The sequence below is a fragment of the Pseudomonas sp. WS 5027 genome (genome assembly GCF_012985695.1).
Taxonomy (GTDB): domain Bacteria; phylum Pseudomonadota; class Gammaproteobacteria; order Pseudomonadales; family Pseudomonadaceae; genus Aquipseudomonas; species Aquipseudomonas hygromyciniae.
In genome coordinates, this window is record NZ_JAAQWU010000007.1 from 79,059 (window position 1) to 100,881 (window position 21,823).

A 21,823-nucleotide genomic window follows, 5' to 3' on the forward strand; every position below is an offset into this window, starting at 1 on the left:
CAACGATAGAGGCCCCCAATGAACAACGCCCTGAACCAACTGCAACCCTACCCGTTCGAGAAATTGCGCGCCCTGCTGGGCAGTGTCACGCCAAACCCGGACAAGCGCCCGATTGCCCTGTCCATCGGCGAGCCCAAGCACAAGTCCCCGGATTTCGTCGCTCAGGCCCTGGCCAATAATCTGGACCAGATGGCCGTCTACCCCACTACCCTAGGTATTCCCGCCCTGCGCGAGGCCATTGGCGCCTGGTGCGAACGCCGCTTCAACGTGCCCAAGGGCTGGCTGGACCCGGCGCGCAATATCCTGCCGGTCAATGGCACCCGCGAAGCGCTGTTCGCCTTCACCCAGACCGTGGTCAACCGTGGCGACGATGCCCTGGTGGTCAGCCCGAACCCGTTCTATCAGATCTACGAAGGCGCAGCGTTCCTCGCCGGGGCCAAGCCGCATTACCTGCCATGCCTGGATGAAAATGGCTTCAACCCGGATTTCGATGCTGTGACACCGGATATCTGGCAACGCTGCCAGATCCTGTTCCTGTGCTCCCCCGGCAACCCGACCGGCGCGCTGATTCCGGTCGCGACCCTGAAAAAACTGATCGCCCTGGCCGACCAGTACGACTTCGTGATCGCCGCCGACGAGTGCTACAGCGAGCTGTACTTCGACGAACAAACCCCACCGCCCGGCCTGCTTAGCGCCTGTGTTGAATTGGGTCGCGAGGACTTCAAGCGTTGCGTGGTGTTCCATAGCCTATCCAAGCGCTCCAACCTGCCGGGCCTGCGCTCCGGTTTTGTGGCCGGCGATGCAGAGATCCTCAAGGCCTTCCTGCTGTACCGCACCTACCACGGCTGCGCGATGCCGGTACAAACCCAACTGGCGAGCATTGCTGCTTGGCAGGATGAGGCCCATGTACAGGCCAACCGTGATCTGTACCGGGAAAAATTCGCGGCGGTCCTGGCAATTCTCAAGCCGGTATTGGACGTACAGAACCCTGACGGTGGTTTCTACCTGTGGCCAAACGTCGAGGGCGACGACGCAGCGTTCTGCCGCGACTTGTTCGCGCAAGAACACGTGACCGTGGTGCCGGGCTCGTATCTGTCGCGGGAAGTGGACGGTTTCAATCCAGGCGCCGGGCGGGTGCGCCTGGCACTGGTTGCACCGTTGTCCGAATGCGTTGAAGCGGCGGAGCGTATTCGCGATTTTATTCAACGTCGCCGCTGAATACTCACCCCATGTTTACCTCAGGTAAACATGGGCTTACACGTTCAGGCCGTTCGAATGAAACTTTCCAGCGATTTGGACGAATGAATCCATACATTCGTCCTCATACGTCATAGGAAAGACCACATGATAAACACCACCCTGCCAACCGCGTTCCACTACCCGCCTGCTGCCTCATCCGTCGAAAATGCTACCGATTCGGCACAACCCCTTTCCAGAAGCCGACGCAACATTGGCGAACCCGCCACATACTGGCCCCAACACAGCACGATAAAAATAGCCATGTATGACTACGAAATGGACGATGAATACGTAGAGGCCGTCAAAAGCGCCGCCAGCGCATGGCTGCCCCACATCAATCTCAAGTTCGAGTTCGTATCAGGAGAAGAAGGTGACGTTCGCATTACACAGAACGTGAACGACGTCTCAGAGGGTAGATCAACCATAGGGACAAGAGCACTCGTCAAGCCTCCTACCAGTCCGACCATGTCATTGCCAAGGGACCATACGCACCCCCGATTCGCCTACGTGGTAATGCATGAGTTCGGCCATATGCTCGGCGCCTGTCACGCCCATCAACACCCCGATGCCCATATTCCCTGGAATATGGACAAGGTGTTTGAAGACTACAACCGTATCGCCGGGCTGGACCGTGAACAGGTACAAAGTAATGTGCTCCCTCTACCCCGCTCCAGCCAATACGACTTCATGCCTTACGATGGTGACTCGGTCATGCACTATGAAATCAGCTACAAATTAACCCATGGAGGCTGGGGCCAATCTGAAACCTGGTCCCTGAGCGATGGGGACATCGCCTGGGCAAACAAGGCCTACCCAAAAGCAGCTCCCGCTACTTCTTGAGCCCCAGGTTCGCCTCACTCATATCCAGATCCGCCAGCACTTCGCGCAGCACATCGTCGCCAATCTGGTGGTGGCGGCTCAGGCTATATAGCTCCAGCCGCTGCGCTCGCAGAGCCTTGAGCCTCAACTTGCGCTCAAGCTGATCCATCTGCAGCGCCAATGCCTGGGCTTCAGCCGAGTCATTGAACACCTCCAGTTGATGGCGATATTCCGACATGATCCGTGCCTTGAGCTCCGTCGCCAGTGCGGCCTGCGCCGCGTCCAAGGGCGCCACGTCGGCGGCCTCCTCCGCCTCCAGGGCATGAATCGCCGCCTCGGCGGTTTTCTTCCAGGCATCGCGCACCTCACCGCGACGCTTGTCATCCGGGCTTTTCTCAATCCCCCGTAGCAACAGCGGCAAGGCAATGCAGGCGGCCACCAATGACAGCAGGATCACCCCGGCGGCGATAAAGATCAGCAGATCACGCTCCGGAAACGCCTGGCCGGGCGCCATCAGCAACGGTACTGACATCACGCCGGCCAAGGTCACCGCCCCGCGTACACCGCCGACGGTCAACAACCAGCAGGAACGGGCGGTTGGCACCAGTGTCAGCTCGCTTTTACCGCGCAGGCGCCGCAGCAGACCAGACAGGCGCCAAATACTCTGTACCCAGATAAACCGCAGTACCAGCAACACCAGGAAGATCGCGATCACGTCCAGGACGCGATAGAACAAGGTCGGCCACAGCGTCGCTTCGTGACTGGTCACCGCCTTGATGATGTCCGGCAATTGCAGGCCCAGCAGCAGGAAGATCAAACCGTTGAAGGCAAACTCCAGCAGCGACCACACACTGCGATTGAGCAAGCGCGTACTGGTCTGGCGTGGCAGCAGGTCCAGCCAGCTTTGCATCATGCCCGCCGCTACCGCCGACAAAATGCCCGACGCCCCCAGGCGCTCAGCCAGCACATAAGCAGCAAACGGCAGCAGCAACATAAACACCACATGAGTGGCCGGGTCATCCCAGCCCCGGGCAATCATCCAGGCCCGCAGGCGCCCCACCAGCCAGCTCAAAGCCACACCGATGGCCAGGCCACCGAGCGCCACCAGCACAAACGTCAGGCTGGCATCGGCCAGGGAAAACACCCCGGTCAACGCCGCCACAAGGGCGAACTTGAACGTCACCAGGCCCGACGCATCGTTCATCAATGCCTCGCCCTGAAGCATATGCATCAGGGGCGTGGGCAGACGGTTCTGGGAAATCGCCGACACCGCCACCGCATCCGTCGGCGATAGAACGGCCGCCAGGGCGAAGGCCACAGGCAGGGGAATGCTCGGCAGCAACCAATGGATAAAGTAACCAGCGCCCACCACGGTAAACAGCACCAGCCCCACCGCCAACGTCAGGATCGGCCCGCGCAGGCGCCACAGTTCGCGCTTGGGCATGCGCCAGCCATCGGAGAACAGCAGCGGCGGCAGGAACAGGAATAGAAACAACTCCGGGTCCAGGGCCACATGCAATCCCAGGGTCGGCCACGCCAGCAAGGCGCCGGCAGCAATCTGCACCAAAGGCAACGGCAAGGGAATGACACGCCCGACCAGACGCGAAACGCTGACCAGCATCAGCAGGATAAGAACGGTGTAGGCGGTTTGCATAAAGCGGGGTTCCCGGACAATCGACTTGCAATGAAACACTTGAGGCACCAACGCGCCTTTGAAGTGCCATATTAGCTGCCTATGCTGCTGGCTGACCGTTGCACATAAGTCGCAGCCAGGACTCGGACCAATGGCTGGCGGACTGTAGAGCGACACATTGAAATATGCACCATTTTAGGTACACTCCAGTACATGAGTAAAAACTCACTCACTTTACATGTGAGCTTTTTTCGCACTGACGCAGGTAACGAGCCGGTACGTGAATGGCTGACCGACCTGCCCCGTGAACACCGGCGACTCATTGGGATTGAAATAAAAACCGTGCAACTGGGGTGGCCAATCGGCATGCCCGTAGTGCGAAAGCTCGATTCCGGGCTGTGGGAAGTCAGGGTTGATCTGGAGGACACCATCGCCCGCATTATCTTCACGGTGGTCGACAGCAACATGGTGCTACTCCACGGTTTCATCAAGAAAAGCCAAAAGACACCGGTGCACGACATGGCAACCGCCAAGAAGCGCAAGGCAAGGCTATGAGGTACAACACATGAACAAACATATCGGTTCTGACTTCGATGATTTCCTCGCCGAGCAAGGGCTCGGTGAAGAAGTCTGCGCAGCCGCCCTCAAACGTGTCATCGCGTGGCAGATTGCGCAGGCGATGAAGCACCAGCGAGTCAGCAAAAAAGCGCTTGCAGAGCGGATGCATACCAGCAGAACCGCCGTGGACCGCGCACTTGATCAAAATGACTCAGGCATGACCCTCGCCACTTTAGCCAGCGCTGCTAGGGCCCTGGGCCAACGCGTGGAAATCCGCCTGGTTCCAGAGGATCAAGCAGCCCACGCATGACTTGCCCACCTTTGGGTCGGGTAGCCTGCGCGCAGGGGCTCTACGTGGCATAATCCTTGGCTGAATTTTTGCGACCCTATTGGGGAGATTTTTAGGAATGAAATATGCCCAATAAAAACAAGCAGTTACAGATTTTCGGCATCAAAGCCTGCGACACCATGAAAAAGGCGCGTACCTGGCTCGATGAAAATGCCATCAGCTATACGTTTCATGACTACAAGACGGCCGGTATCGACCGCGAACACTTGACCCAATGGTGCAACGAGCACGGTTGGCAAGTGGTTTTGAACCGTGCAGGCACGACCTTTCGCAAACTCGAAGACGAACAGAAAGCCGATCTCGACCAGGCGAAAGCGATTGAACTGATGCTCGCACAACCCTCGATGATCAAGCGCCCGGTGCTCGATCTCGGTGACAGAACCCTGATTGGCTTCAAGCCAGATAGTTATTCGGCGGCCCTCAAGTAGGCCAGCCACTTCATTTTTGTAGAGGTAACAGCATGTCCAATTCCCTGTTCAGCCTGGGCTTCGGCGTCGGCACCCAGAACCGCCAAGGTGCTTGGCTGGAAGTGTTTTACGCGCAGCCATTGCTCAACCCTTCGGCAGAGATCGTTGCCGCCATCGCGCCCATCCTCGGTTACACCGAAGGTAACCAGGCCATCACGTTCACCATTGCCCAAGCCTCGCAGCTGGTTGATGCACTGAAAAATGTAGATGCCACCCAAGCCGCCCTGCTGACCCGCCTGGCCGAAAGCCACAAGCCGTTGGTCGCCACGCTGCTGGCCGAGGACGCGGCATTGACCTCCACCCCAGAGGCCTACCTCAAGCTGCATCTGCTGTCCCACCGCCTGGTCAAGCCCCATGGCCTGAGCCTGGCCGGTGTGTTCCCGCAACTGCCGAACGTGGCCTGGACCAGCCAGGGTGCGATCGACATCGGCGAGCTGGCCGAGCGCCAGTTGGAAGCGCGCCTGCGTGGCGAACTGCTGGAAGTGTTCTCGGTGGACAAGTTCCCGAAAATGACCGACTACGTGGTGCCGGCCGGCGTGCGTATCGCCGATGCAGCGCGCTTGCGCCTGGGTGCCTATGTAGGCGAAGGCACCACCGTGATGCACGAAGGTTTCATCAACTTCAACGCGGGCACCGAAGGCCCGGGCATGATCGAAGGCCGTGTATCGGCGGGCGTCTTCGTTGGCAAGGGTTCGGACCTGGGCGGCGGTTGCTCCACCATGGGCACCCTGTCGGGCGGTGGCAACATTGTGATCAAGGTGGGCGAAGGCTGCCTGATCGGCGCCAACGCCGGTATCGGCATCCCGCTGGGTGATCGCAACACCGTGGAATCGGGCCTGTACGTGACCGCTGGCACCAAAGTGGCACTGCTCGATGAGCAGAACCAACTGGTCAAGGTGGTCAAGGCCCGTGAACTGGCTGGCCAGCCGGACCTGCTGTTCCGCCGCAACTCCGAGACCGGTGCCGTGGAGTGCAAAACCCACAAGTCGGCCATCGAACTGAACGCAGCGCTGCACGCTCACAACTAAGCAGCGACTCGATGCCACCGGAACCGGCCGCGCTGTTCAGCGCGGCCGGTTCATATGAGTCTTGAACCCCATGCTTGTGCCTTCGCCCTGGCGCGCCGATTTCCCGGCCATCGCTACCTTGCAACGGCAAGACCAGACCTATCTGGACAACGCCGCCACCACGCAAAAACCTCAAGCCCTGCTGGACGCCCTCAGCCATTACTACGCCAATGGCGCAGCCAATGTGCACCGTGCCCAGCATTTGCCGGGCGCCCATGCGACCCAGGCGTTCGAGGACAGTCGCAGCAAAGTGGCGCAATGGCTCAACGCAGGTGATAGCGGGCAGATCATCTTCACCCACGGCGCCACTTCAGCGCTGAACCTCCTGGCCTATGGCCTTGAGCACCTTTTCAACCCGGGCGATGAGATTGTCATCAGCGCCCTGGAACATCACGCCAACCTGTTGCCCTGGCAGCAGTTGGCCAAACGCCGCGAGCTCACGCTTGTGGTGTTGCCCCTCGACGACGCCGGCTTGATCGACCTGCAAGCCGCCGCCGCGATGATCGGGCCACGCACCCGGTTGCTGGCGGTGAGCCAGTTGTCCAACGTGCTGGGCGCCTGGCAGCCTTTGCCGCAGTTGCTGGCATTGGCCAAGGCCCACGACGCCTTGACCGTGGTGGATGGCGCACAGGGCATCGTCCACGGGCGCCATGACGTGCAGACCCTGGGCTGCGACTTCTACGTGTTTTCCAGCCACAAGCTCTACGGTCCGGACGGTGTCGGCGTGCTTTACGGCCGCACCGAAGCCCTGCATCTGCTACGCCACTGGCAGTTTGGCGGCGAGATGGTGCAACAGGCGGACTACCACAGCGCCAGCTTTCGCCCTGCGCCCCTGGGTTTCGAAGCGGGCACCCCGCCGATTGCCGGGGTGATTGGCCTGGGGGCGACCCTCGATTACCTCAGTTCCCTGGATCAACCGGCGGTGCTCGCCCATGAAGCGGCGCTGCATGACTATCTATTGCGCGGCTTGCGGGCACGCAATGGCGTGCGCCTGTTGGGCTCGCCACAGGTGGCCCTGGCCAGCTTCGTAGTGGACGGCGTGCACAACGCCGACCTCGCCCACCTGCTGACCGAGCAAGGCATCGCGGTACGCGCCGGCCATCACTGCGCAATGCCCTTGCTCAAGAGCCTGCATTTATCCGGCGCGATCCGGGTTTCCCTGGCCCTGTACAACGACTCCGATGATCTGGAGCGCTTTTTTGAAGCGCTGGACCAGGCCCTGGATATGTTGCGATGAGCTTGCCGGCGGATGCACTGGCCGCGCTGCAAGCCTTTCAGGCCGTCGGCAGTTGGGAGCAACGCGCCCGCCTGCTGATGCAATGGGGCGAGCGGCTGCCGGCGTTGGCGCTCGAGGACAAGGTCGACGCCAACCTGGTACAGGGCTGTGAAAGCCTGGTGTGGCTGGTGGGGCGCTTGCACGAGGGCCACTGGCAGTTTGCCGCCAGCAGCGACGCGCGCTTGATTCGCGGGTTGGTGGCGTTGTTGCTGGCGCGGGTCAATGGGCTGTCGGCGGCCGAGTTACAGGCGGTCGACCTGCCTGACTGGTTCAGCCAGTTAGGGCTTTCTCGCCAGTTGTCACCGTCGCGCAGCAATGGCCTGAACGCAGTCCTGCAGCGCATGCGCGACTTGAGCCATACACAAAACTAACTGTAGGAGCGGGCAAGCCCGCTCCCATATTTTGATGTATGTCCCGCAGAGAGACTCAGGCAGGCTTGGCCCGCTCCGACGGCCTGCGCACCCCGGCCACGATCTTGTCCACCGCCTTGGTCGCCGCCACCATGCCAAACGTCGCCGTCACCATCATCACCGCGCCAAACCCACCCGCGCAGTCCAGCTTTACGCCATCCCCCACAAAACTCTTCTGCAAACAGATGCTGCCATCGGGCTTGGGATAACGCAGCTGTTCGGTGGAGAACACGCAAGGCACGCTGTAATGCCGAGTCACGGTGCGTGAAAATCCGTAGTCGCGACGCAAGGTGGAGCGCACTTTCGAGGCCAGCGGATCGTTGAAGGTGCGGTTCAGGTCGCACACCTGGATCAGCGTCGGGTCAATCTGCCCGCCGGCGCCGCCGGTGGTGATGATCTGGATCTTGCGCCGCTTGCACCAGGCGATCAGCGCCGCCTTGGCGTTGACCGCATCGATGCAGTCGATCACGCAGTCGATCGTCGGCGTGATGTACTCGGCCATGGTGTCGCGGGTCACGAAGTCTGCCACTGCGTGCACGGTGCAATCGGGGTTGATCGCGCGCAGGCGCTCGGCCATCACTTCGACCTTGGGTTTGCCTACCGTGCTGTCCAGGGCGTGTAACTGACGGTTGCTGTTGCTGACGCACACGTCGTCCAGGTCAAACAGCGAAATCTCGCCCACCCCGCAGCGGGCCATGGCTTCCGCCGCCCACGAACCGACACCGCCCACGCCGACGATGGCCACATGGGCCGCTTTCAAGCGTGCCAGGCCTTCAATGCCATACAAACGGGCGACGCCGGCAAACCGTGGATCTTCTGTGCTCATGACCATTACCCCAAAAACCGGCGCGCATTATGGACTACGCAGCGACAAGTTCGAAGCTTCCAGCTACAAGTAAAGAACTAAGCAGAGCTTTCGCTGACTAAACTCCGGTTTTTCCCAGCTTGCTGTACGCTCATGGAAGGGCCAGTGTAGGATGCGCGCCGTTCGGCGTAGGCCAACACCTCTTTTCGTTCCGCACCCTTTGGAACCCGAAACAGCTATGTCATCGCGTAAATTTGGACTCAACCTGGTAGTAGTGCTGGCAATTGCCGCGCTGTTCACCGGTTTCTGGGCGCTGATCAACCGCCCGGTCACTACTCCCAACTGGCCACAGCAGATCTCCGGGTTTTCGTACTCGCCGTTCCAGCAAGGCCAGTACCCGCAGAAAGACCAGTACCCGACCGACGAACAGATGCGTCAGGACCTTGCGATCATGAGCAAGCTGACGGACAACATCCGTACCTATTCGGTCGACGGCACCTTGGGGGATATCCCCAAGCTGGCAGAAGAGTTCGGCCTGCGCGTGACCCTGGGGATCTGGATCAGCCCGGACCTTGAGCGCAACGAGCGCGAGATCCAGCGCGCCATCGAGATCGCCAACAGCTCGCGCAGTGTGGTGCGTGTGGTGGTCGGCAACGAGGCGATCTTCCGCAAGGAAATCACCGCCGACGAGCTGATTGTGCTGCTGGACCGGGTGCGCGCTGCGGTCAAAGTGCCAGTGACCACCTCCGAGCAGTGGCATATCTGGGAACACAACCCGCAACTGGGCAAGCATGTCGACCTGATCGCCGCGCACGTCCTGCCGTATTGGGAACATATTCCCATGGCCCAGGCCGGGCAATTCGTCCTCGACCGCGCCAAGGATCTGAAGAAGACCTTCCCGAAAAAGCCGCTGCTGCTCTCGGAAGTCGGCTGGCCGAGTAATGGCCGCATGCGCGGTGGTGCGGACGCGTCCCCTGCCGACCAGGCCATTTACCTGCGTACCCTGGTCAACAAACTGAACCGCCAGGGCTACAACTACTTCGTGATCGAAGCCTTCGACCAACCCTGGAAAGCCAGTGACGAAGGCTCGGTGGGCGCCTATTGGGGCGTGTTCAACGCTGCGCGCCAGCAGAAATTCAATTTTGAAGGCCCGGTAGTGGCGATCCCGCAATGGCGGGTGCTGGCCATCGGTTCGGTGGTGCTGGCCCTGCTGTCGCTGACCCTGCTGATGATCGACGGCTCGGCCCTGCGCCAGCGTGGCCGTACCTTCCTGACCTTTATCGCGTTCCTGTGTGGCTCGGTGCTGGTATGGATCGGCTACGACTACAGCCAGCAATACAGCACGTGGTTCAGCCTGACGGTGGGCTTTTTGCTGGCCCTCGGCGCGCTCGGGGTGTTTATCGTGCTGCTGACCGAGGCCCATGAGCTGGCGGAAGCGGTCTGGACCCACAAACGCCGGCGTGAATTCCTGCCGGTTGAAGGGGATTCGGACTACCGCCCCAAAGTGTCAATCCATGTGCCGTGCTACAACGAGCCGCCAGAGATGGTCAAACAGACCCTCGACGCCCTGGCCGCCCTCGACTATCCGGACTACGAAGTCCTGATCATCGACAACAACACCAAAGACCCGGCCGTGTGGGAACCGGTGCGCGACTACTGTGAGACGCTGGGCCCGCGCTTCAAGTTCTTCCACGTCGCGCCCCTGGCCGGTTTCAAGGGCGGCGCGCTGAACTACTTGATCCCGCACACCGCCAAGGACGCCGAAGTGATCGCGGTGATCGACTCGGACTACTGCGTGTCGCCCAACTGGCTCAAACACATGGTGCCGCACTTCGCCGACCCGAAAATCGCCGTGGTGCAATCGCCCCAGGATTACCGCGACCAGAACGAAAGCACCTTCAAGAAGCTCTGCTACGCCGAATACAAAGGCTTCTTCCATATCGGCATGGTCACGCGCAACGACCGCGACGCGATCATCCAGCACGGCACCATGACCATGACCCGCCGCTCGGTACTCGAAGAGCTGGGCTGGGCTGACTGGTGCATCTGTGAAGACGCCGAACTGGGCCTACGGGTATTCGAGAAAGGTCTGTCAGCTGCCTACTACCACACCAGCTACGGCAAGGGCCTGATGCCCGATACCTTTATCGACTTCAAGAAACAGCGCTTCCGCTGGGCCTACGGCGCGATCCAGATCATCAAGCGCCACACCGCCAGCCTGTTGCGTGGCAAGGACACCGAACTGACCCGTGGCCAGCGCTATCACTTCCTCGCGGGCTGGCTGCCGTGGGTGGCGGATGGCATGAATATCTTCTTCACCGTCGGGGCCTTGTTGTGGTCGGCGGCGATGATCATTGTGCCGACCCGGGTCGACCCGCCGTTGCTGATCTTCGCAATCCCGCCGTTGGCGTTGTTCGTGTTCAAGGTCGGCAAGATCATCTTCCTCTACCGCCGCGCCGTTGGCGTGAACCTCAAGGATGCGTTCTGCGCGGCCCTGGCCGGGTTGGCGTTGTCACATACCATCGCCAAGGCGGTGCTGTATGGTTTCTTCACCACCAGTATTCCGTTCTTTCGTACACCGAAAAACGCGGATAACCACGGCTTCTGGGTAGCGATTTCCGAAGCCCGGGAAGAGATGTTCATCATGTTGCTGTTGTGGGGCGCAGCGCTGGGGATTTACCTGGTGCAAGGCTTGCCGAGCAATGACATGCGCTTCTGGGTGGTGATGCTGCTGGTGCAATCGCTGCCGTATGTGGCGGCGTTGATCATGGCGTTCCTCTCCTCACTGCCTAAACCGGCAGCGGTGGAGGAGCCCGCCACGGCGGCGTAAAAACTTGCGCAATCCACTAAACGGCGGCCTCTGGTCGCCGTTTTGCTATAAGATAACGGCCCTTTATGGGTTCAGGCAGCCACTGATCCCCCCTTGTGGGAGCGGGCTTGCCCGCGATGCAGGCGCCGCGGTGCATCAGTTGCACCGCAGTGATGCCATCGCGGGCAAGCCCGCTCCCACATTGGATCTATTTCACTCTCGTCTTGCGCCCTGACACACCTTCGGAGTTTTCCCATGACGGCCCACGCCGACCTTTCGCCGACCCTCCAACTCGCTATCGACTTGATCCGCCGCCCGTCGGTGACGCCGATCGACGCCGACTGCCAGAAGCTGATGATGCAGCGCCTGGGCGACGCCGGCTTTGCGCTTGAGCCGATGCGCATCGAAGATGTGGATAACTTCTGGGCCACCCACGGCAAGCATGACGGCCCGGTGCTGTGCTTCGCCGGCCACACCGACGTGGTCCCGACCGGCCCGGTGCAGGCCTGGCAGAATGATCCGTTCGACGCGCTGATCGACGAACACGGCATGTTGTGCGGGCGTGGCGCGGCCGACATGAAAGGCAGCCTGGCCGCAATGCTAGTGGCGTCCGAACGCTTTGTGCAGGACTACCCGGACCACAAGGGTTCGGTAGCCTTCCTGATCACCAGCGACGAAGAAGGCCCGGCGCACCACGGCACCAAGGCAGTGATCGAGCGCCTGGCGGCACGCAAGGAGCGCCTGGACTGGTGCATCGTCGGCGAACCGTCGAGCACCACCCTGGTAGGCGACGTGGTCAAGAACGGCCGTCGTGGCTCCCTCGGCGCGACCCTGACCGTGCGCGGTGTGCAAGGCCACGTGGCCTACCCGCACCTGGCGAAGAACCCGATCCACCTGGCCGCCCCGGCCCTGGCCGAACTTGCCGCCGAGCATTGGGATGATGGCAACACTTTCTTCCCGCCGACCAGCTTCCAGATTTCCAACCTCAACTCCGGCACCGGCGCCACCAACGTGATCCCCGGCGACCTGACGGCGGTGTTCAACTTCCGGTTCTCCACCGAGTCCACCGTCGAAGGCCTGCAGCAGCGGGTCGCGGCGATTCTCGACAAACATGGCCTGGACTGGCACGTGGAGTGGGCGCTGTCGGGCCTGCCGTTCCTCACCGAACCCGGCGCACTGCTCGATGCGGTGTCTGCCAGCATCAAGGCCATCACCGGGCGCGAGACCAAGGCGTCCACCAGCGGTGGCACGTCCGACGGGCGCTTTATCGCGACCCTCGGTACCCAAGTGGTGGAACTGGGCCCGGTCAATGCGACGATCCATCAGGTCAACGAACGCATCCTGGCCAGCGACCTCGATGTGCTGACCGAAATCTACTACCAGACCCTGATCAAGTTGCTCGCCTGATGCTCGCCTGCCCCATTTGCAGTGCGCCACTCAATGAGGTGGACAATGGCGTGGTGTGCCCCGCCGGACACCGTTTCGACCGGGCCCGCCAGGGTTATCTGAACCTGTTGCCGGTGCAGCACAAGAACAGCCGCGACCCGGGCGATAACCTGGCGATGGTGGAGGCGCGCCGCGACTTCCTCAATGCCGGGCACTACGCGCCGGTGGCCAAGCGCCTGGCGGCACTGGCGGCGGAACGCAAACCCCAGCGCTGGCTGGATATCGGCTGCGGCGAAGGTTATTACACCGCACAAATCGCCGACACCCTGCTGCGCGCCGATGGCTATGCCCTGGATATCTCCAAGGAAGCGGTCAAGCGCGCGTGCAAGCGCAACCCGACCCTGACCTGGTTGATCGCCAGCATGGCCCGTGTGCCGCTGGCCGACGGCAGTTGCCAGTTCCTCGCCAGCGTGTTCAGCCCGCTGGACTGGCAGGAAGCCAAACGCCTGCTCAGCCCTGGCGGCGGCCTGATGAAGGTCGGCCCGACCAGCGGCCACCTGATGGAGCTGCGCGAGCGCTTGTACGACGAAGTGCGCGAGTACACCGACGACAAGCACCTGGCCCTGGTGCCGGATGGCATGAGCCTGCAGCACAGCGAAGTCCTGGAGTTCAAGCTCAGCCTGGCCGAGCCCAAGGACCGCGCCAACCTGCTGGCGATGACACCCCACGGCTGGCGCGCCAGTGCCGAGCGGCGCGCCCAGGTGATCGAGCAGGCCGAACCGCTGCTGGTCACCGTGTCGATGCGCTACGACTATTTCGTGCTTCAATAACCGACTTTTCCGGGCAATTGCGCCCACCCTGAATCCGCGAATGGATTTTCGAATCCCGCAACGAGGAACATCCATGCGCCAACCCGATATCGAGATTTACCTCAAGGACGCCGACGTCGACTACAAGGCCATCGCTGCCTGGCTCGGCGCCGCCCTGGGTCCGTGTACCGATTGGGTACAAAAGGGCCAGACCTACAAGTGCAAGGCCGGCAACGTACCCGTAACCTGGCTGCCCAAAGCCGTGGGCAAGTGGAACAGCCTGTACCTGGAAAGCGACCAGACCCCGTGGGAAGACGACATCGCCTGCGCCCGTGCGGCCTTTGCCGCGCTGAACGTCGAAGTGCGTTGCGCGCCGGGGACGTGGGTCGAAGAGGAAGGTGAAGAAAGCGCTGATACCTGGATCCGCATCAGCGAAGACGGTGAAGAACAGATCACCTGGAAAACTGCCTGATCCAGCCCGGTCAGTGTGGGAGCGGGCTTATGTGGGAGCTGGCTTGCCTGCGATACAGGCACCTCGGTCTATCAGCCAGACCACGGTGATGCTATCGCAGGCAAGCCAGCTCCCACACAAACCCGCTCCCACTTGGGTTCAGCGGCGTTGCAAAAATCTGCTTTAAAGACCGACCACATCCTCAGCCTGCAAGCCCTTCTCGCCGCTCACCACGGCGTATTCCACCTGCTGGCCCTCGGCCAGGGAGCGGTGGCCTTCACCGCGGATGGCGCGGTAGTGCACAAACACATCCTTGCCGTCTTCCCGCTGGATAAAACCATAGCCCTTGGCGTCGTTGAACCACTTCACATTGCCGGTTTCGCGCGTTGTCATCTGTTTGCTCCCACTGGTTTTTATTGTTGAGTCAGTCGCATTGAACTGCCGAGTATAAGACAGGCTCAAAAACGATCAACTCAACTTTACTTCGCTGCTTTTTTGCCGATTTTCGGCGAATACGGCACACTACCCGCCCGAGCGCCTGCTCGGTTTTTCCCACTCAAAGCAGCACGCCTATGACCCGCTCCCCGTTCCGCCGTCTGGTATTTGGCACCTTGCGCCGACTGTTGTACCTCTGGGTTCGCTCGGAGACGATCAATCAGTCGTCCCTCACCCTTAACCTGGACCGCAGCCGGCCGGTGTTCTACGTCCTGCAATCGCCCTCCCTGACCGAACTGGCCGTGGTGGATGCCGAGTGCACCAAGGCCGGCTTGCCGCGCCCGGTGCTGCCGGTGTCCGTCGGTCCGTTGATGGAACCGGCGGCGTTTTTCTACCTCACGCCCGACCCGGACTGGCTCGGCCGCCAGGACAAGCGCGGCGCGCCGCCGACCCTGACGCGCCTGGTCAATACCCTGACCGAACATGCCGAGGAAAACGCGCAGATCATCCCGGTCAGCGTGTTCTGGGGCCAATCGCCGGCCAGTGAGTCGAGCCCCTGGAAACTGCTGTTTGCCGACAGTTGGGCCGTCACCGGGCGCCTGCGCCGGCTGTTGAGCATCCTGATCCTGGGGCGCAAGACCCGTGTGCAATTCTCTGCGCCAATCAACCTGCGTGAATTGATCGAGCACAATAAAGGTCACGAACGTACGGTGCGCATGGCCCAAAGGATCCTGCGGGTACACTTTCGCAACCTCAAGACGGCGGTGATCGGCCCCGACCTGTCCCACCGGCGCAACCTGGTCAAAGGCCTGGTGAACATGCCGCTGGTACGCCAGGCGATCCTCGACGAGGCCGAGCGCGAGAACATCACTGCCGAAAAAGCCAAGGCCCAGGCCCTGCGCTATGGCAACGAGATCGCTTCGGACTACACCTATACCGCCATCCGCTTCCTGGAAGTGGTGCTGAGCTGGTTCTGGAACAAGATCTACGACGGGATCAAGGTCAACAACATCGAAGGTGTGCAAAAGGTCGCCCAGGGCTACGAAGTGATCTACGTGCCCTGTCACCGCAGCCATATCGACTACCTGCTGCTGTCGTACCTGCTCTTCAAGAATGGCTTGACCCCACCGCACATCGCCGCCGGGATCAACCTCAATATGCCGGTGATCGGCAGCCTGCTACGCCGTGGCGGGGCGTTTTTCATGCGCCGCACGTTCAAGGGCAACCCGCTGTACACCTCGGTATTCAACGAGTACCTGCACACCCTATTCACCAAGGGCTTCCCGGTGGAGTACTTCGTCGAGGGCGGTCGCTCGCGCACCGGGCGCATGCTGCAACCCAAGACCGGGATGCTGGCGATTACCCTGCGCAGCTTCCTGCGTTCCTCGCGCATGCCCATCGTGTTTGTGCCGGTGTATATCGGCTACGAACGGGTGCTGGAAGGCCGCACCTACTTGGGCGAATTGCGTGGCGCGACGAAAAAGAAAGAGTCGATCTTCGATATTTTCAAGGTGATTGGCGCGCTCAAGCAGCGCTTTGGCCAGGTGGCGGTCAACTTCGGCGAGCCGATCAAGCTGGCGGAGTTTCTCGATAAAGAGCAACCGGACTGGCGCGCCCAGGACCTGGGGCCGAATTACAAACCGGCGTGGCTCAATGAAACCACGAACCGCCTCGGCGAGCGCGTGGCCCAGCACCTCAACGAGGCCGCCGCGATCAACCCGGTGAACCTGGTGGCGCTGGCGCTGCTTTCAACCAGCCGCCTGGCCCTGGACGACCAGGCCATGGCACGGGTGCTGGACCTGTACCTGGCGCTGCTGCGCCGGGTGCCCTACTCGCCCCATACCACGTTGCCCGAGGGCGACGGCCAGGCGCTGATCAAGCACGTCAAGGACATGAACCTGCTGTCGGAACAGAGCGATGCCCTGGGCAAAATCCTGTATTTGGACGAGCAAAACGCGGTCCTGATGACCTATTACCGCAACAACGTGCTGCATATCTTCGCTCTGCCGGCGCTGTTGGCCAGTTTCTTCCAGAGCAGCTCGCGCATGAGCCGCGAACAGATCCTGCGTTATACCCGCGCGCTCTACCCGTACCTGCAATCGGAGTTGTTTATCCGCTGGTCCCTGGACGAGTTGGACGCGGTAGTCGACCAGTGGCTCGAAGCCCTGGTGGAACAAGGCCTGCTGCGCTTTGAAAACAACATCTACCTACGCCCAGCGCCCAGCTCGCGCAACTTTGTGCTGCTGACCCTGCTGTCCAAGAGCATTGCCCAGACCCTGCAACGCTTCTATATGGCCATTTCCCTGCTGCTCAACAGCGGCCAGAACAGTATCAGCGCCGAAGAGCTGGAAGACTTGTGCACGGTCATGGCCCAGCGCCTGTCGATCCTGCATGGACTGAATGCCCCGGAGTTCTTCGACAAGAGCCTTTTCCGACATTTTATTCAGACGCTGCTCGAGCAAGACGTGCTGCGCCGCGATGAAGCCGGCAAGTTGAGTTACCACGATCTGCTCGGCGAGTTGGCCGAAGGCGCAGCCAAACGGGTGTTGCCCGCGGAAATTCGCTTGTCGATCCGCCAGGTGGCGTTGCACCGCAACTACGAAGCGCCCGCGCCAGACGCCGAACCGCACGAAACCCGCTAGATTTACCAGGGCGCCAGGGTGTTTCTGGCGCCGTTGACAAGGAGCTGCACCATGAAAAAGATCATTCTCCTGGGCCTGACCGCCCTGCTGGGAGCCTGCCACTCGATGAGCCCTGCACCTAAAGCCAGCCTTGATGGCGAAGTGTTCTACCTGCAACGCATCGCCCTGCCGCCTGCCGCTACCTTGAGCGTCAGCCTGCAGGACGTCTCGCTGGCCGACGCCCCCGCCGTGACCCTGGCCGAGCAGAAAGGCCCGGTCAACGGCCAGGTGCCGCTGCCCTTCCACCTGAGCTACGACCCGGCACAGGTCAAGCCTGGCCACAGCTATTCGGTCAGCGCTCGCATCGAGCTGGATGGCAAGCTAATGTTTATCACCACCGAGCGCCATTCGGTGCAGTTGAACGGCCAGGATCCCCAGCCGCTTCGCCTGCGCGTTGACGCCGTTGCCCACTGATCCAGTCGATTAAAAGGAAGCGCCCATGCTCCGTAACTCTCTTCGCCTCAGCGCCCTGTGCGCCGGCCTGCTGCTCGGTGCCAACGCCATGGCCCTGTCCCTCGGTGACCTGTCCCAGGGCGACGCCACGGGTGGCCTCAAGGACGCACTGACCCAAGGCGCGCAGATTGCCGTCAAACAACTAGGAGTTCCCGGTGGTTTCAGCAACAACCCCGAGGTCAAGATCGGCTTGCCAGGCAAGCTGGAAAAAGCCGCCGGCGCCCTGAAAATGCTCGGCATGGGCGATCAAATCAGCCAGCTTGAAGACAGCATGAACAAAGCGGCCGAATCCGCCGTGACCCAGGCCCAGCCGATCCTGGTGAATGCCGTGAAAAACATGAGCGTGAGCGATGCCAAGGGCATCCTCAGCGGTGGCCAGGATTCGGCAACCCAGTATCTGGACAAAAGCAGCCGCGAGCAGATCCGCGCCAAGTTCCTGCCGATCGTCAAGCAATCCACAGACAAGGTCGGTGTCGCCCAGCAGTACAACGCGCTCGCCAAAAAGGCCCCGATGGGCTTGCTCGGTGGCAAGAGCGACAGCGTCGAAAACTACGTGACTGAACAAGCGCTGGACGGTTTGTTCAAGATGATCGCCCAACAGGAAGAAAGCATTCGCCAGAACCCGGCAGCCGCCGCCACCAGCCTGGCCAAGAAAGTCTTCGGCGCGCTGTAGGGCACTTCGCTCAGCCAGCCGCACAAAACAAAACGCCCCGAATGTTCGGGGCGTTTTTGTAACTTAGGCCTGCATAAACCGGTCTGGTGTTCCGGCCCTGTCACCCTCAGTGACCGTAGGTTATTTTCCCTTCGAACTTGACGGTATTACCGCACGGTTGCGGCTTGGCCTGGCACGGCTCTGGTTTCGCCGGGCAAGGCTCAGGTTTGCAACCGCCACCTTGACCCCCAGCCTTCAGCGACTTGAGTCCCAACAGCGACCAAGGGCTTAGTAATATCGGAATAGGCAAAAACATAGATAAGTCCTCACGGCTCAATGAAGCCCTATGCGCGCAACGAACCCGCTGCCGCAAAAGGCACCTGCATCCCAGGTTTCCCTGAGTGGCAGGCGCGCAAGAAACAGTTCCTGAACCTTGTAGCCTCTATACACAGGCTTAAGCCGACTTCGGCTTGACTCGGAACCACGCCGCATACAACGCTGGCAAAAACAGCAGGGTCAGCGCCGTCGCCACAATCAAGCCCCCCATGATCGCCACCGCCATCGGCCCGAAGAACACGCTGCGCGACAGCGGGATCATCGCCAGCACCGCCGCCAGCGCCGTCAACACAATCGGCCGGAAGCGCCGCACGGTGGCCTCGATAATCGCCTGCCATGGATCCAGGCCGGCCTTGATGTCCTGCTCGATCTGATCCACCAGGATCACCGAGTTGCGCATGATCATCCCCGACAGCGCGATAGTGCCCAACATGGCCACAAAGCCGAACGGCTGGCGGAACACCAACAGGAACAGCGTCACACCGATCAGCCCCAGCGGCGCGGTCAGGAACACCATGGCCGTGCGCGAGAAACTGCGCAGTTGCAGCATCAGCAAGGTCAGCACCACCACGATGAACAGCGGCACGCCGGCCTTCACCGAGTTCTGCCCACGGGCGGAATCCTCGACGGTGCCGCCTACGTCCAACAGATAACCGTCCGGCAGTTCGGAGCGCACCTCGGCCAGGGTCGGCAAGATCTGCTGGACCAGGGTTGCCGGTTGCTCCTTGCCGTAGATATCCGCGCGGACCGTCACCGTTGGCAAGCGATTGCGGTGCCAGATGATGCCTTCTTCGAAGCCATACTCCAGGGTGGCAATCTGCGACAGCGCGACGCTGGCGCCGTTGTCGGTGGGCACCGCCAGGCTCGGCAGCAACGACAGCTCGGTGCGTTCATGCACGGTGCCGCGCAGCAGGATCTCGATCAACTCGTTGTCCTCGCGGTATTGACTGACGCTGGAGCCGGTCAGGGAACTCTGGAGGAATTTCGACAGGTTGGCAGTGCTCACGCCCAAGGCGCGGGCGCGATCCTGGTCGACATTGAGGTAGACGATCTTGCTCGGTTCTTCCCAATCCAGGTGCACGTTGACCACATGGGTATTCTCACGCACCTTGGCCGCGACCTTGCGCGCCAGGGCCCGCACTTCTTCGATGTGCTCGCCGGTCACGCGAAACTGCACCGGATAACCCACCGGCGGGCCGTTCTCCAGGCGCGTGACCCGCGAACGCAGGTCGGGGAATTGCTCGTTGAGGGTTTCGATCAACCAGGTGCGCAGGGTTTCGCGCTCCTCGATAGTCTTGGCCAACACCACGAACTGGGCAAAGCTGGCCGCCGGCAATTGCTGGTCCAGCGGCAAGTAGAAACGGGGCGAACCGGTGCCGACATAAGCCACATAGTTGTCGATCCCTGCATGCTCCTTAAGCAAGCCCTCAAGACGCTTGACCTGATCGGCAGTGTTGCTCAGGGAAGCGCCTTCGGCCAGTTTCAGGTCGACCATCAGCTCCAGACGCCCGGACGCCGGGAAGAACTGTTGCGGGACAAGACGGAACAGCGCCACCGAGCCGATAAATAGCAGCACAGTCAGTACGATCACCGTCTTGCGGCGGCGCACGCACCATTCCACCCAACGCCGTACGCGCTGGTAGAACGGCGTGCCGTAGGGATCCGGTCCATCAGTACCGTGCTTGGCTGCGTGAATCTTCGCCAGGTCCGGCAGGAGCTTTTCCCCCAGATACGGCACAAACACCACGGCAGCGATCCAAGACGCCAACAGCGCGATGGTCACCACCTGGAAGATCGAACGGGTGTATTCGCCCGTACCCGATTGCGCGGTGGCAATCGGCAGAAAGCCGGCAGCCGTGATCAGCGTACCGGTGAGCATCGGAAACGCCGTACTGGTCCAGGCGAAACTGGCGGCCTTGAGACGGTCGTAGCCCTGCTCCATTTTGATCGCCATCATTTCCACAGCGATGATTGCGTCGTCCACCAACAAGCCCAGGGCCAGGACCAAAGCGCCCAGAGAGATCTTGTGCAAGCCGATGCCCAGGTAATACATGCTGGCAAAGGTCATGGCCAGCACCAGCGGAATCGCCAGGGCCACCACCATGCCGGTGCGCACGCCGAGGGAGAAAAAACTCACCAGCAATACAATCGCCAACGCCTCGGCCAACACCTGGACGAACTCACCCACGCTGGTCTTCACCGCCGCCGGTTGATCCGACACCTTGCGCAGTTCCATGCCTGCGGGAAGGTTCTTCTGCAGGCGTGCGAACTCGCCCTCAAGGGCCTTGCCCAGTACCAGGATGTCACCGCCATCGCGCATGGCCACGGCCAGGCCGATTGCGTCATCCCCCATATAGCGCATACGCGGCGCAGGAGGGTCGTTGAAGCCACGGTGAATCTCGGCCACATCGCCGATGCGGAACGTGCGGTCGCCCACGCGGATCGGGAAATTGCGGATCTCCTCCACCGTCTTGAAGTTACCCGACACCCGCAGTTGCACGCGCTCGCTCGGGGTTTCAAAGAAGCCGGCGGTAGACACCGCGTTCTGCTCCTGCAAAGCCTGTTGCACGGCCGCCAGGGGCAGGCCAAGGGTGGCGAGCTTGAGGTTGGACAACTCGATCCAGATCTTCTCGTCCTGCAACCCCAACAACTCGACCTTGCCCACATCCGGTACCCGTTGCAGCTGGATCTGGACGCGATCGGCGTAGTCCTTGAGCACCGCGTAGTCAAAACCCTTGCCGGTCAGGGCGTAGATATTGCCAAAGGTGGTACCGAATTCATCGTTGAAGAACGGGCCTTGGATATCCGGTGGCAGGGTCTGGCGGATATCGCTGATCTTCTTGCGTACCTGGTACCAGAGGTCGGGAATCTGCGCCGAGTGCATCGAGTCCCGGGCGATAAACGTGACCTGGGACTCGCCCGGACGCGAGAACGAGACAATGCGCTCGTACTCGCCGGTTTCCATCAGCTTCTTTTCAATACGCTCGGTGACCTGGCGCGAGACTTCCTGGGCCGTGGCACCTGGCCAGTTGGTCTTGATCACCATGGCCTTGAAGGTGAACGGCGGGTCTTCGCTTTGCCCCAGCTTGGTGTAGGACAACGTACCGACAACAGCCAGCAGCAACATCAGGAACAGTACAATCTGGCGATTACGCAACGCCCATTCGGAAAGATTGAAACCCATCGGG

General features: G+C 61.1%; 19 protein-coding genes. 15 read left to right on the forward strand and 4 right to left on the reverse strand.

Features of this window, described 5'->3' with window-relative positions; genetic code table 11:
* The first annotated feature begins 18 nt into the window (after nt 1–18).
* Complete coding sequence (gene dapC / locus HBO09_RS11045; RefSeq protein WP_169996865.1) at nt 19–1,218, forward strand: succinyldiaminopimelate transaminase; 1,200 nt, start codon at nt 19–21, stop codon at nt 1,216–1,218.
* Between the two features lie 126 nt (nt 1,219–1,344).
* Nucleotides 1,345–2,079 (forward strand): M12 family metallopeptidase, encoded by a 735-nt coding sequence (locus tag HBO09_RS11050; protein ID WP_169996863.1) that lies wholly within the window; start codon nt 1,345–1,347, stop codon nt 2,077–2,079.
* On the opposite strand, the gene HBO09_RS11055 is transcribed toward HBO09_RS11050, so the two are convergent.
* Nucleotides 2,069–3,712 (reverse strand): Na+/H+ antiporter, encoded by a 1,644-nt coding sequence (locus HBO09_RS11055; protein WP_169996861.1) that lies wholly within the window; start codon nt 3,710–3,712, stop codon nt 2,069–2,071. The two genes, HBO09_RS11050 and HBO09_RS11055, sit on opposite strands and share 11 nt — an antisense overlap.
* 192 nt (nt 3,713–3,904) lie before the next feature.
* Between HBO09_RS11055 and HBO09_RS11060 the strand changes: the two genes are divergently transcribed.
* The 6 genes from HBO09_RS11060 to HBO09_RS11085 all read left to right on the forward strand — a co-directional run bounded on the left by HBO09_RS11060 (nt 3,905) and on the right by HBO09_RS11085 (nt 7,779).
* The gene (locus HBO09_RS11060; protein ID WP_169996858.1) at nt 3,905–4,246 is read left to right on the forward strand and encodes a type II toxin-antitoxin system RelE/ParE family toxin; all 342 of its coding nucleotides are present in this window, start codon (nt 3,905–3,907) and stop codon (nt 4,244–4,246) included.
* A gap of 10 nt (nt 4,247–4,256) precedes the next feature.
* A complete protein-coding gene (locus HBO09_RS11065; RefSeq protein ID WP_070995736.1) occupies nt 4,257–4,559 on the forward strand; it encodes an XRE family transcriptional regulator in 303 nt (100 codons plus the stop codon).
* 104 nt (nt 4,560–4,663) lie between these two features.
* Nucleotides 4,664–5,026: an ArsC family reductase gene (locus HBO09_RS11070; RefSeq protein WP_070995735.1), complete on the forward strand. Its 363-nt coding sequence runs from the start codon at nt 4,664–4,666 to the stop codon at nt 5,024–5,026.
* 32 nt (nt 5,027–5,058) lie between these two features.
* The gene (dapD, locus tag HBO09_RS11075; RefSeq protein ID WP_029300118.1) at nt 5,059–6,093 is read left to right on the forward strand and encodes a 2,3,4,5-tetrahydropyridine-2,6-dicarboxylate N-succinyltransferase; all 1,035 of its coding nucleotides are present in this window, start codon (nt 5,059–5,061) and stop codon (nt 6,091–6,093) included.
* Nucleotides 6,094–6,163: 70 nt separating this feature from the next.
* Entirely contained in the window at nt 6,164–7,369 is a 1,206-nt protein-coding gene (locus HBO09_RS11080) for a cysteine desulfurase (protein WP_169996856.1), read from the forward strand.
* Entirely contained in the window at nt 7,366–7,779 is a 414-nt protein-coding gene (locus HBO09_RS11085; RefSeq protein ID WP_169996854.1) for a SufE family protein, read from the forward strand. Before HBO09_RS11080 ends, HBO09_RS11085 begins: the two co-directional genes overlap by 4 nt.
* Nucleotides 7,780–7,834: 55 nt before the next feature.
* On the opposite strand, the gene tcdA is transcribed toward HBO09_RS11085, so the two are convergent.
* Nucleotides 7,835–8,650, reverse strand: coding sequence for a tRNA cyclic N6-threonylcarbamoyladenosine(37) synthase TcdA (gene tcdA, locus HBO09_RS11090; protein ID WP_169996852.1), 816 nt, complete (start codon nt 8,648–8,650; stop codon nt 7,835–7,837).
* A 211-nt stretch (nt 8,651–8,861) separates the two neighbouring features.
* On the opposite strand from tcdA, the gene HBO09_RS11095 reads away from it, so the two are divergent.
* From HBO09_RS11095 to HBO09_RS11110, 4 genes are all read left to right on the forward strand, one after another.
* Entirely contained in the window at nt 8,862–11,453 is a 2,592-nt protein-coding gene (locus HBO09_RS11095; protein ID WP_169996850.1) for a glycosyltransferase, read from the forward strand.
* Nucleotides 11,454–11,687: 234 nt separating this feature from the next.
* A complete protein-coding gene (dapE, locus tag HBO09_RS11100) occupies nt 11,688–12,839 on the forward strand; it encodes a succinyl-diaminopimelate desuccinylase (RefSeq protein WP_169996848.1) in 1,152 nt (383 codons plus the stop codon).
* The gene (locus HBO09_RS11105) at nt 12,839–13,648 is read left to right on the forward strand and encodes a putative RNA methyltransferase (protein ID WP_169996846.1); all 810 of its coding nucleotides are present in this window, start codon (nt 12,839–12,841) and stop codon (nt 13,646–13,648) included. The genes dapE and HBO09_RS11105 overlap by 1 nt, the downstream gene beginning before the upstream one ends.
* A 73-nt stretch (nt 13,649–13,721) precedes the next feature.
* The gene (locus HBO09_RS11110; protein ID WP_169996844.1) at nt 13,722–14,099 is read left to right on the forward strand and encodes a hypothetical protein; all 378 of its coding nucleotides are present in this window, start codon (nt 13,722–13,724) and stop codon (nt 14,097–14,099) included.
* A gap of 162 nt (nt 14,100–14,261) precedes the next feature.
* On the opposite strand, the gene HBO09_RS11115 is transcribed toward HBO09_RS11110, so the two are convergent.
* Nucleotides 14,262–14,471: a cold-shock protein gene (locus HBO09_RS11115; protein ID WP_017844724.1), complete on the reverse strand. Its 210-nt coding sequence runs from the start codon at nt 14,469–14,471 to the stop codon at nt 14,262–14,264.
* 179 nt (nt 14,472–14,650) lie between these two features.
* On the opposite strand from HBO09_RS11115, the gene plsB reads away from it, so the two are divergent.
* From plsB to HBO09_RS11130, 3 genes are read left to right on the forward strand one after another with little or no spacing between them, the layout of a single operon-like run.
* Nucleotides 14,651–17,155: a glycerol-3-phosphate 1-O-acyltransferase PlsB gene (plsB, locus tag HBO09_RS11120; protein WP_169996842.1), complete on the forward strand. Its 2,505-nt coding sequence runs from the start codon at nt 14,651–14,653 to the stop codon at nt 17,153–17,155.
* 51 nt (nt 17,156–17,206) lie between these two features.
* Nucleotides 17,207–17,608: a YbaY family lipoprotein gene (locus HBO09_RS11125; RefSeq protein ID WP_169996840.1), complete on the forward strand. Its 402-nt coding sequence runs from the start codon at nt 17,207–17,209 to the stop codon at nt 17,606–17,608.
* 25 nt (nt 17,609–17,633) lie between these two features.
* Entirely contained in the window at nt 17,634–18,320 is a 687-nt protein-coding gene (locus tag HBO09_RS11130; protein ID WP_169996838.1) for a DUF4197 domain-containing protein, read from the forward strand.
* A gap of 433 nt (nt 18,321–18,753) precedes the next feature.
* Here the strand turns inward: HBO09_RS11130 and HBO09_RS11135 are convergent, their stop codons facing one another.
* The gene (locus tag HBO09_RS11135; protein ID WP_169996836.1) at nt 18,754–21,819 is read right to left on the reverse strand and encodes an efflux RND transporter permease subunit; all 3,066 of its coding nucleotides are present in this window, start codon (nt 21,817–21,819) and stop codon (nt 18,754–18,756) included.
* Nucleotides 21,820–21,823: the final 4 nt, after the last annotated feature.

Excerpts from the sequence above, each read along its gene's own strand:
- dapC (WP_169996865.1), top strand. The coding sequence starts at position 19 with ATGAACAACGCCCTGAACCAACTGCAACCCTACCCGTTCGAGAAATTG.
- HBO09_RS11050 (WP_169996863.1), top strand. The coding sequence starts at position 1,345 with ATGATAAACACCACCCTGCCAACCGCGTTCCACTACCCGCCTGCTGCC.
- HBO09_RS11055 (WP_169996861.1), bottom strand. The coding sequence starts at position 3,712 with ATGCAAACCGCCTACACCGTTCTTATCCTGCTGATGCTGGTCAGCGTT.
- HBO09_RS11060 (WP_169996858.1), top strand. The coding sequence starts at position 3,905 with ATGAGTAAAAACTCACTCACTTTACATGTGAGCTTTTTTCGCACTGAC.
- HBO09_RS11065 (WP_070995736.1), top strand. The coding sequence starts at position 4,257 with ATGAACAAACATATCGGTTCTGACTTCGATGATTTCCTCGCCGAGCAA.
- HBO09_RS11070 (WP_070995735.1), top strand. The coding sequence starts at position 4,664 with ATGCCCAATAAAAACAAGCAGTTACAGATTTTCGGCATCAAAGCCTGC.
- dapD (WP_029300118.1), top strand. The coding sequence starts at position 5,059 with ATGTCCAATTCCCTGTTCAGCCTGGGCTTCGGCGTCGGCACCCAGAAC.
- HBO09_RS11080 (WP_169996856.1), top strand. The coding sequence starts at position 6,164 with ATGCTTGTGCCTTCGCCCTGGCGCGCCGATTTCCCGGCCATCGCTACC.
- HBO09_RS11085 (WP_169996854.1), top strand. The coding sequence starts at position 7,366 with ATGAGCTTGCCGGCGGATGCACTGGCCGCGCTGCAAGCCTTTCAGGCC.
- tcdA (WP_169996852.1), bottom strand. The coding sequence starts at position 8,650 with ATGGTCATGAGCACAGAAGATCCACGGTTTGCCGGCGTCGCCCGTTTG.
- HBO09_RS11095 (WP_169996850.1), top strand. The coding sequence starts at position 8,862 with ATGTCATCGCGTAAATTTGGACTCAACCTGGTAGTAGTGCTGGCAATT.
- dapE (WP_169996848.1), top strand. The coding sequence starts at position 11,688 with ATGACGGCCCACGCCGACCTTTCGCCGACCCTCCAACTCGCTATCGAC.
- HBO09_RS11105 (WP_169996846.1), top strand. The coding sequence starts at position 12,839 with ATGCTCGCCTGCCCCATTTGCAGTGCGCCACTCAATGAGGTGGACAAT.
- HBO09_RS11110 (WP_169996844.1), top strand. The coding sequence starts at position 13,722 with ATGCGCCAACCCGATATCGAGATTTACCTCAAGGACGCCGACGTCGAC.
- HBO09_RS11115 (WP_017844724.1), bottom strand. The coding sequence starts at position 14,471 with ATGACAACGCGCGAAACCGGCAATGTGAAGTGGTTCAACGACGCCAAG.
- plsB (WP_169996842.1), top strand. The coding sequence starts at position 14,651 with ATGACCCGCTCCCCGTTCCGCCGTCTGGTATTTGGCACCTTGCGCCGA.
- HBO09_RS11125 (WP_169996840.1), top strand. The coding sequence starts at position 17,207 with ATGAAAAAGATCATTCTCCTGGGCCTGACCGCCCTGCTGGGAGCCTGC.
- HBO09_RS11130 (WP_169996838.1), top strand. The coding sequence starts at position 17,634 with ATGCTCCGTAACTCTCTTCGCCTCAGCGCCCTGTGCGCCGGCCTGCTG.
- HBO09_RS11135 (WP_169996836.1), bottom strand. The coding sequence starts at position 21,819 with ATGGGTTTCAATCTTTCCGAATGGGCGTTGCGTAATCGCCAGATTGTA.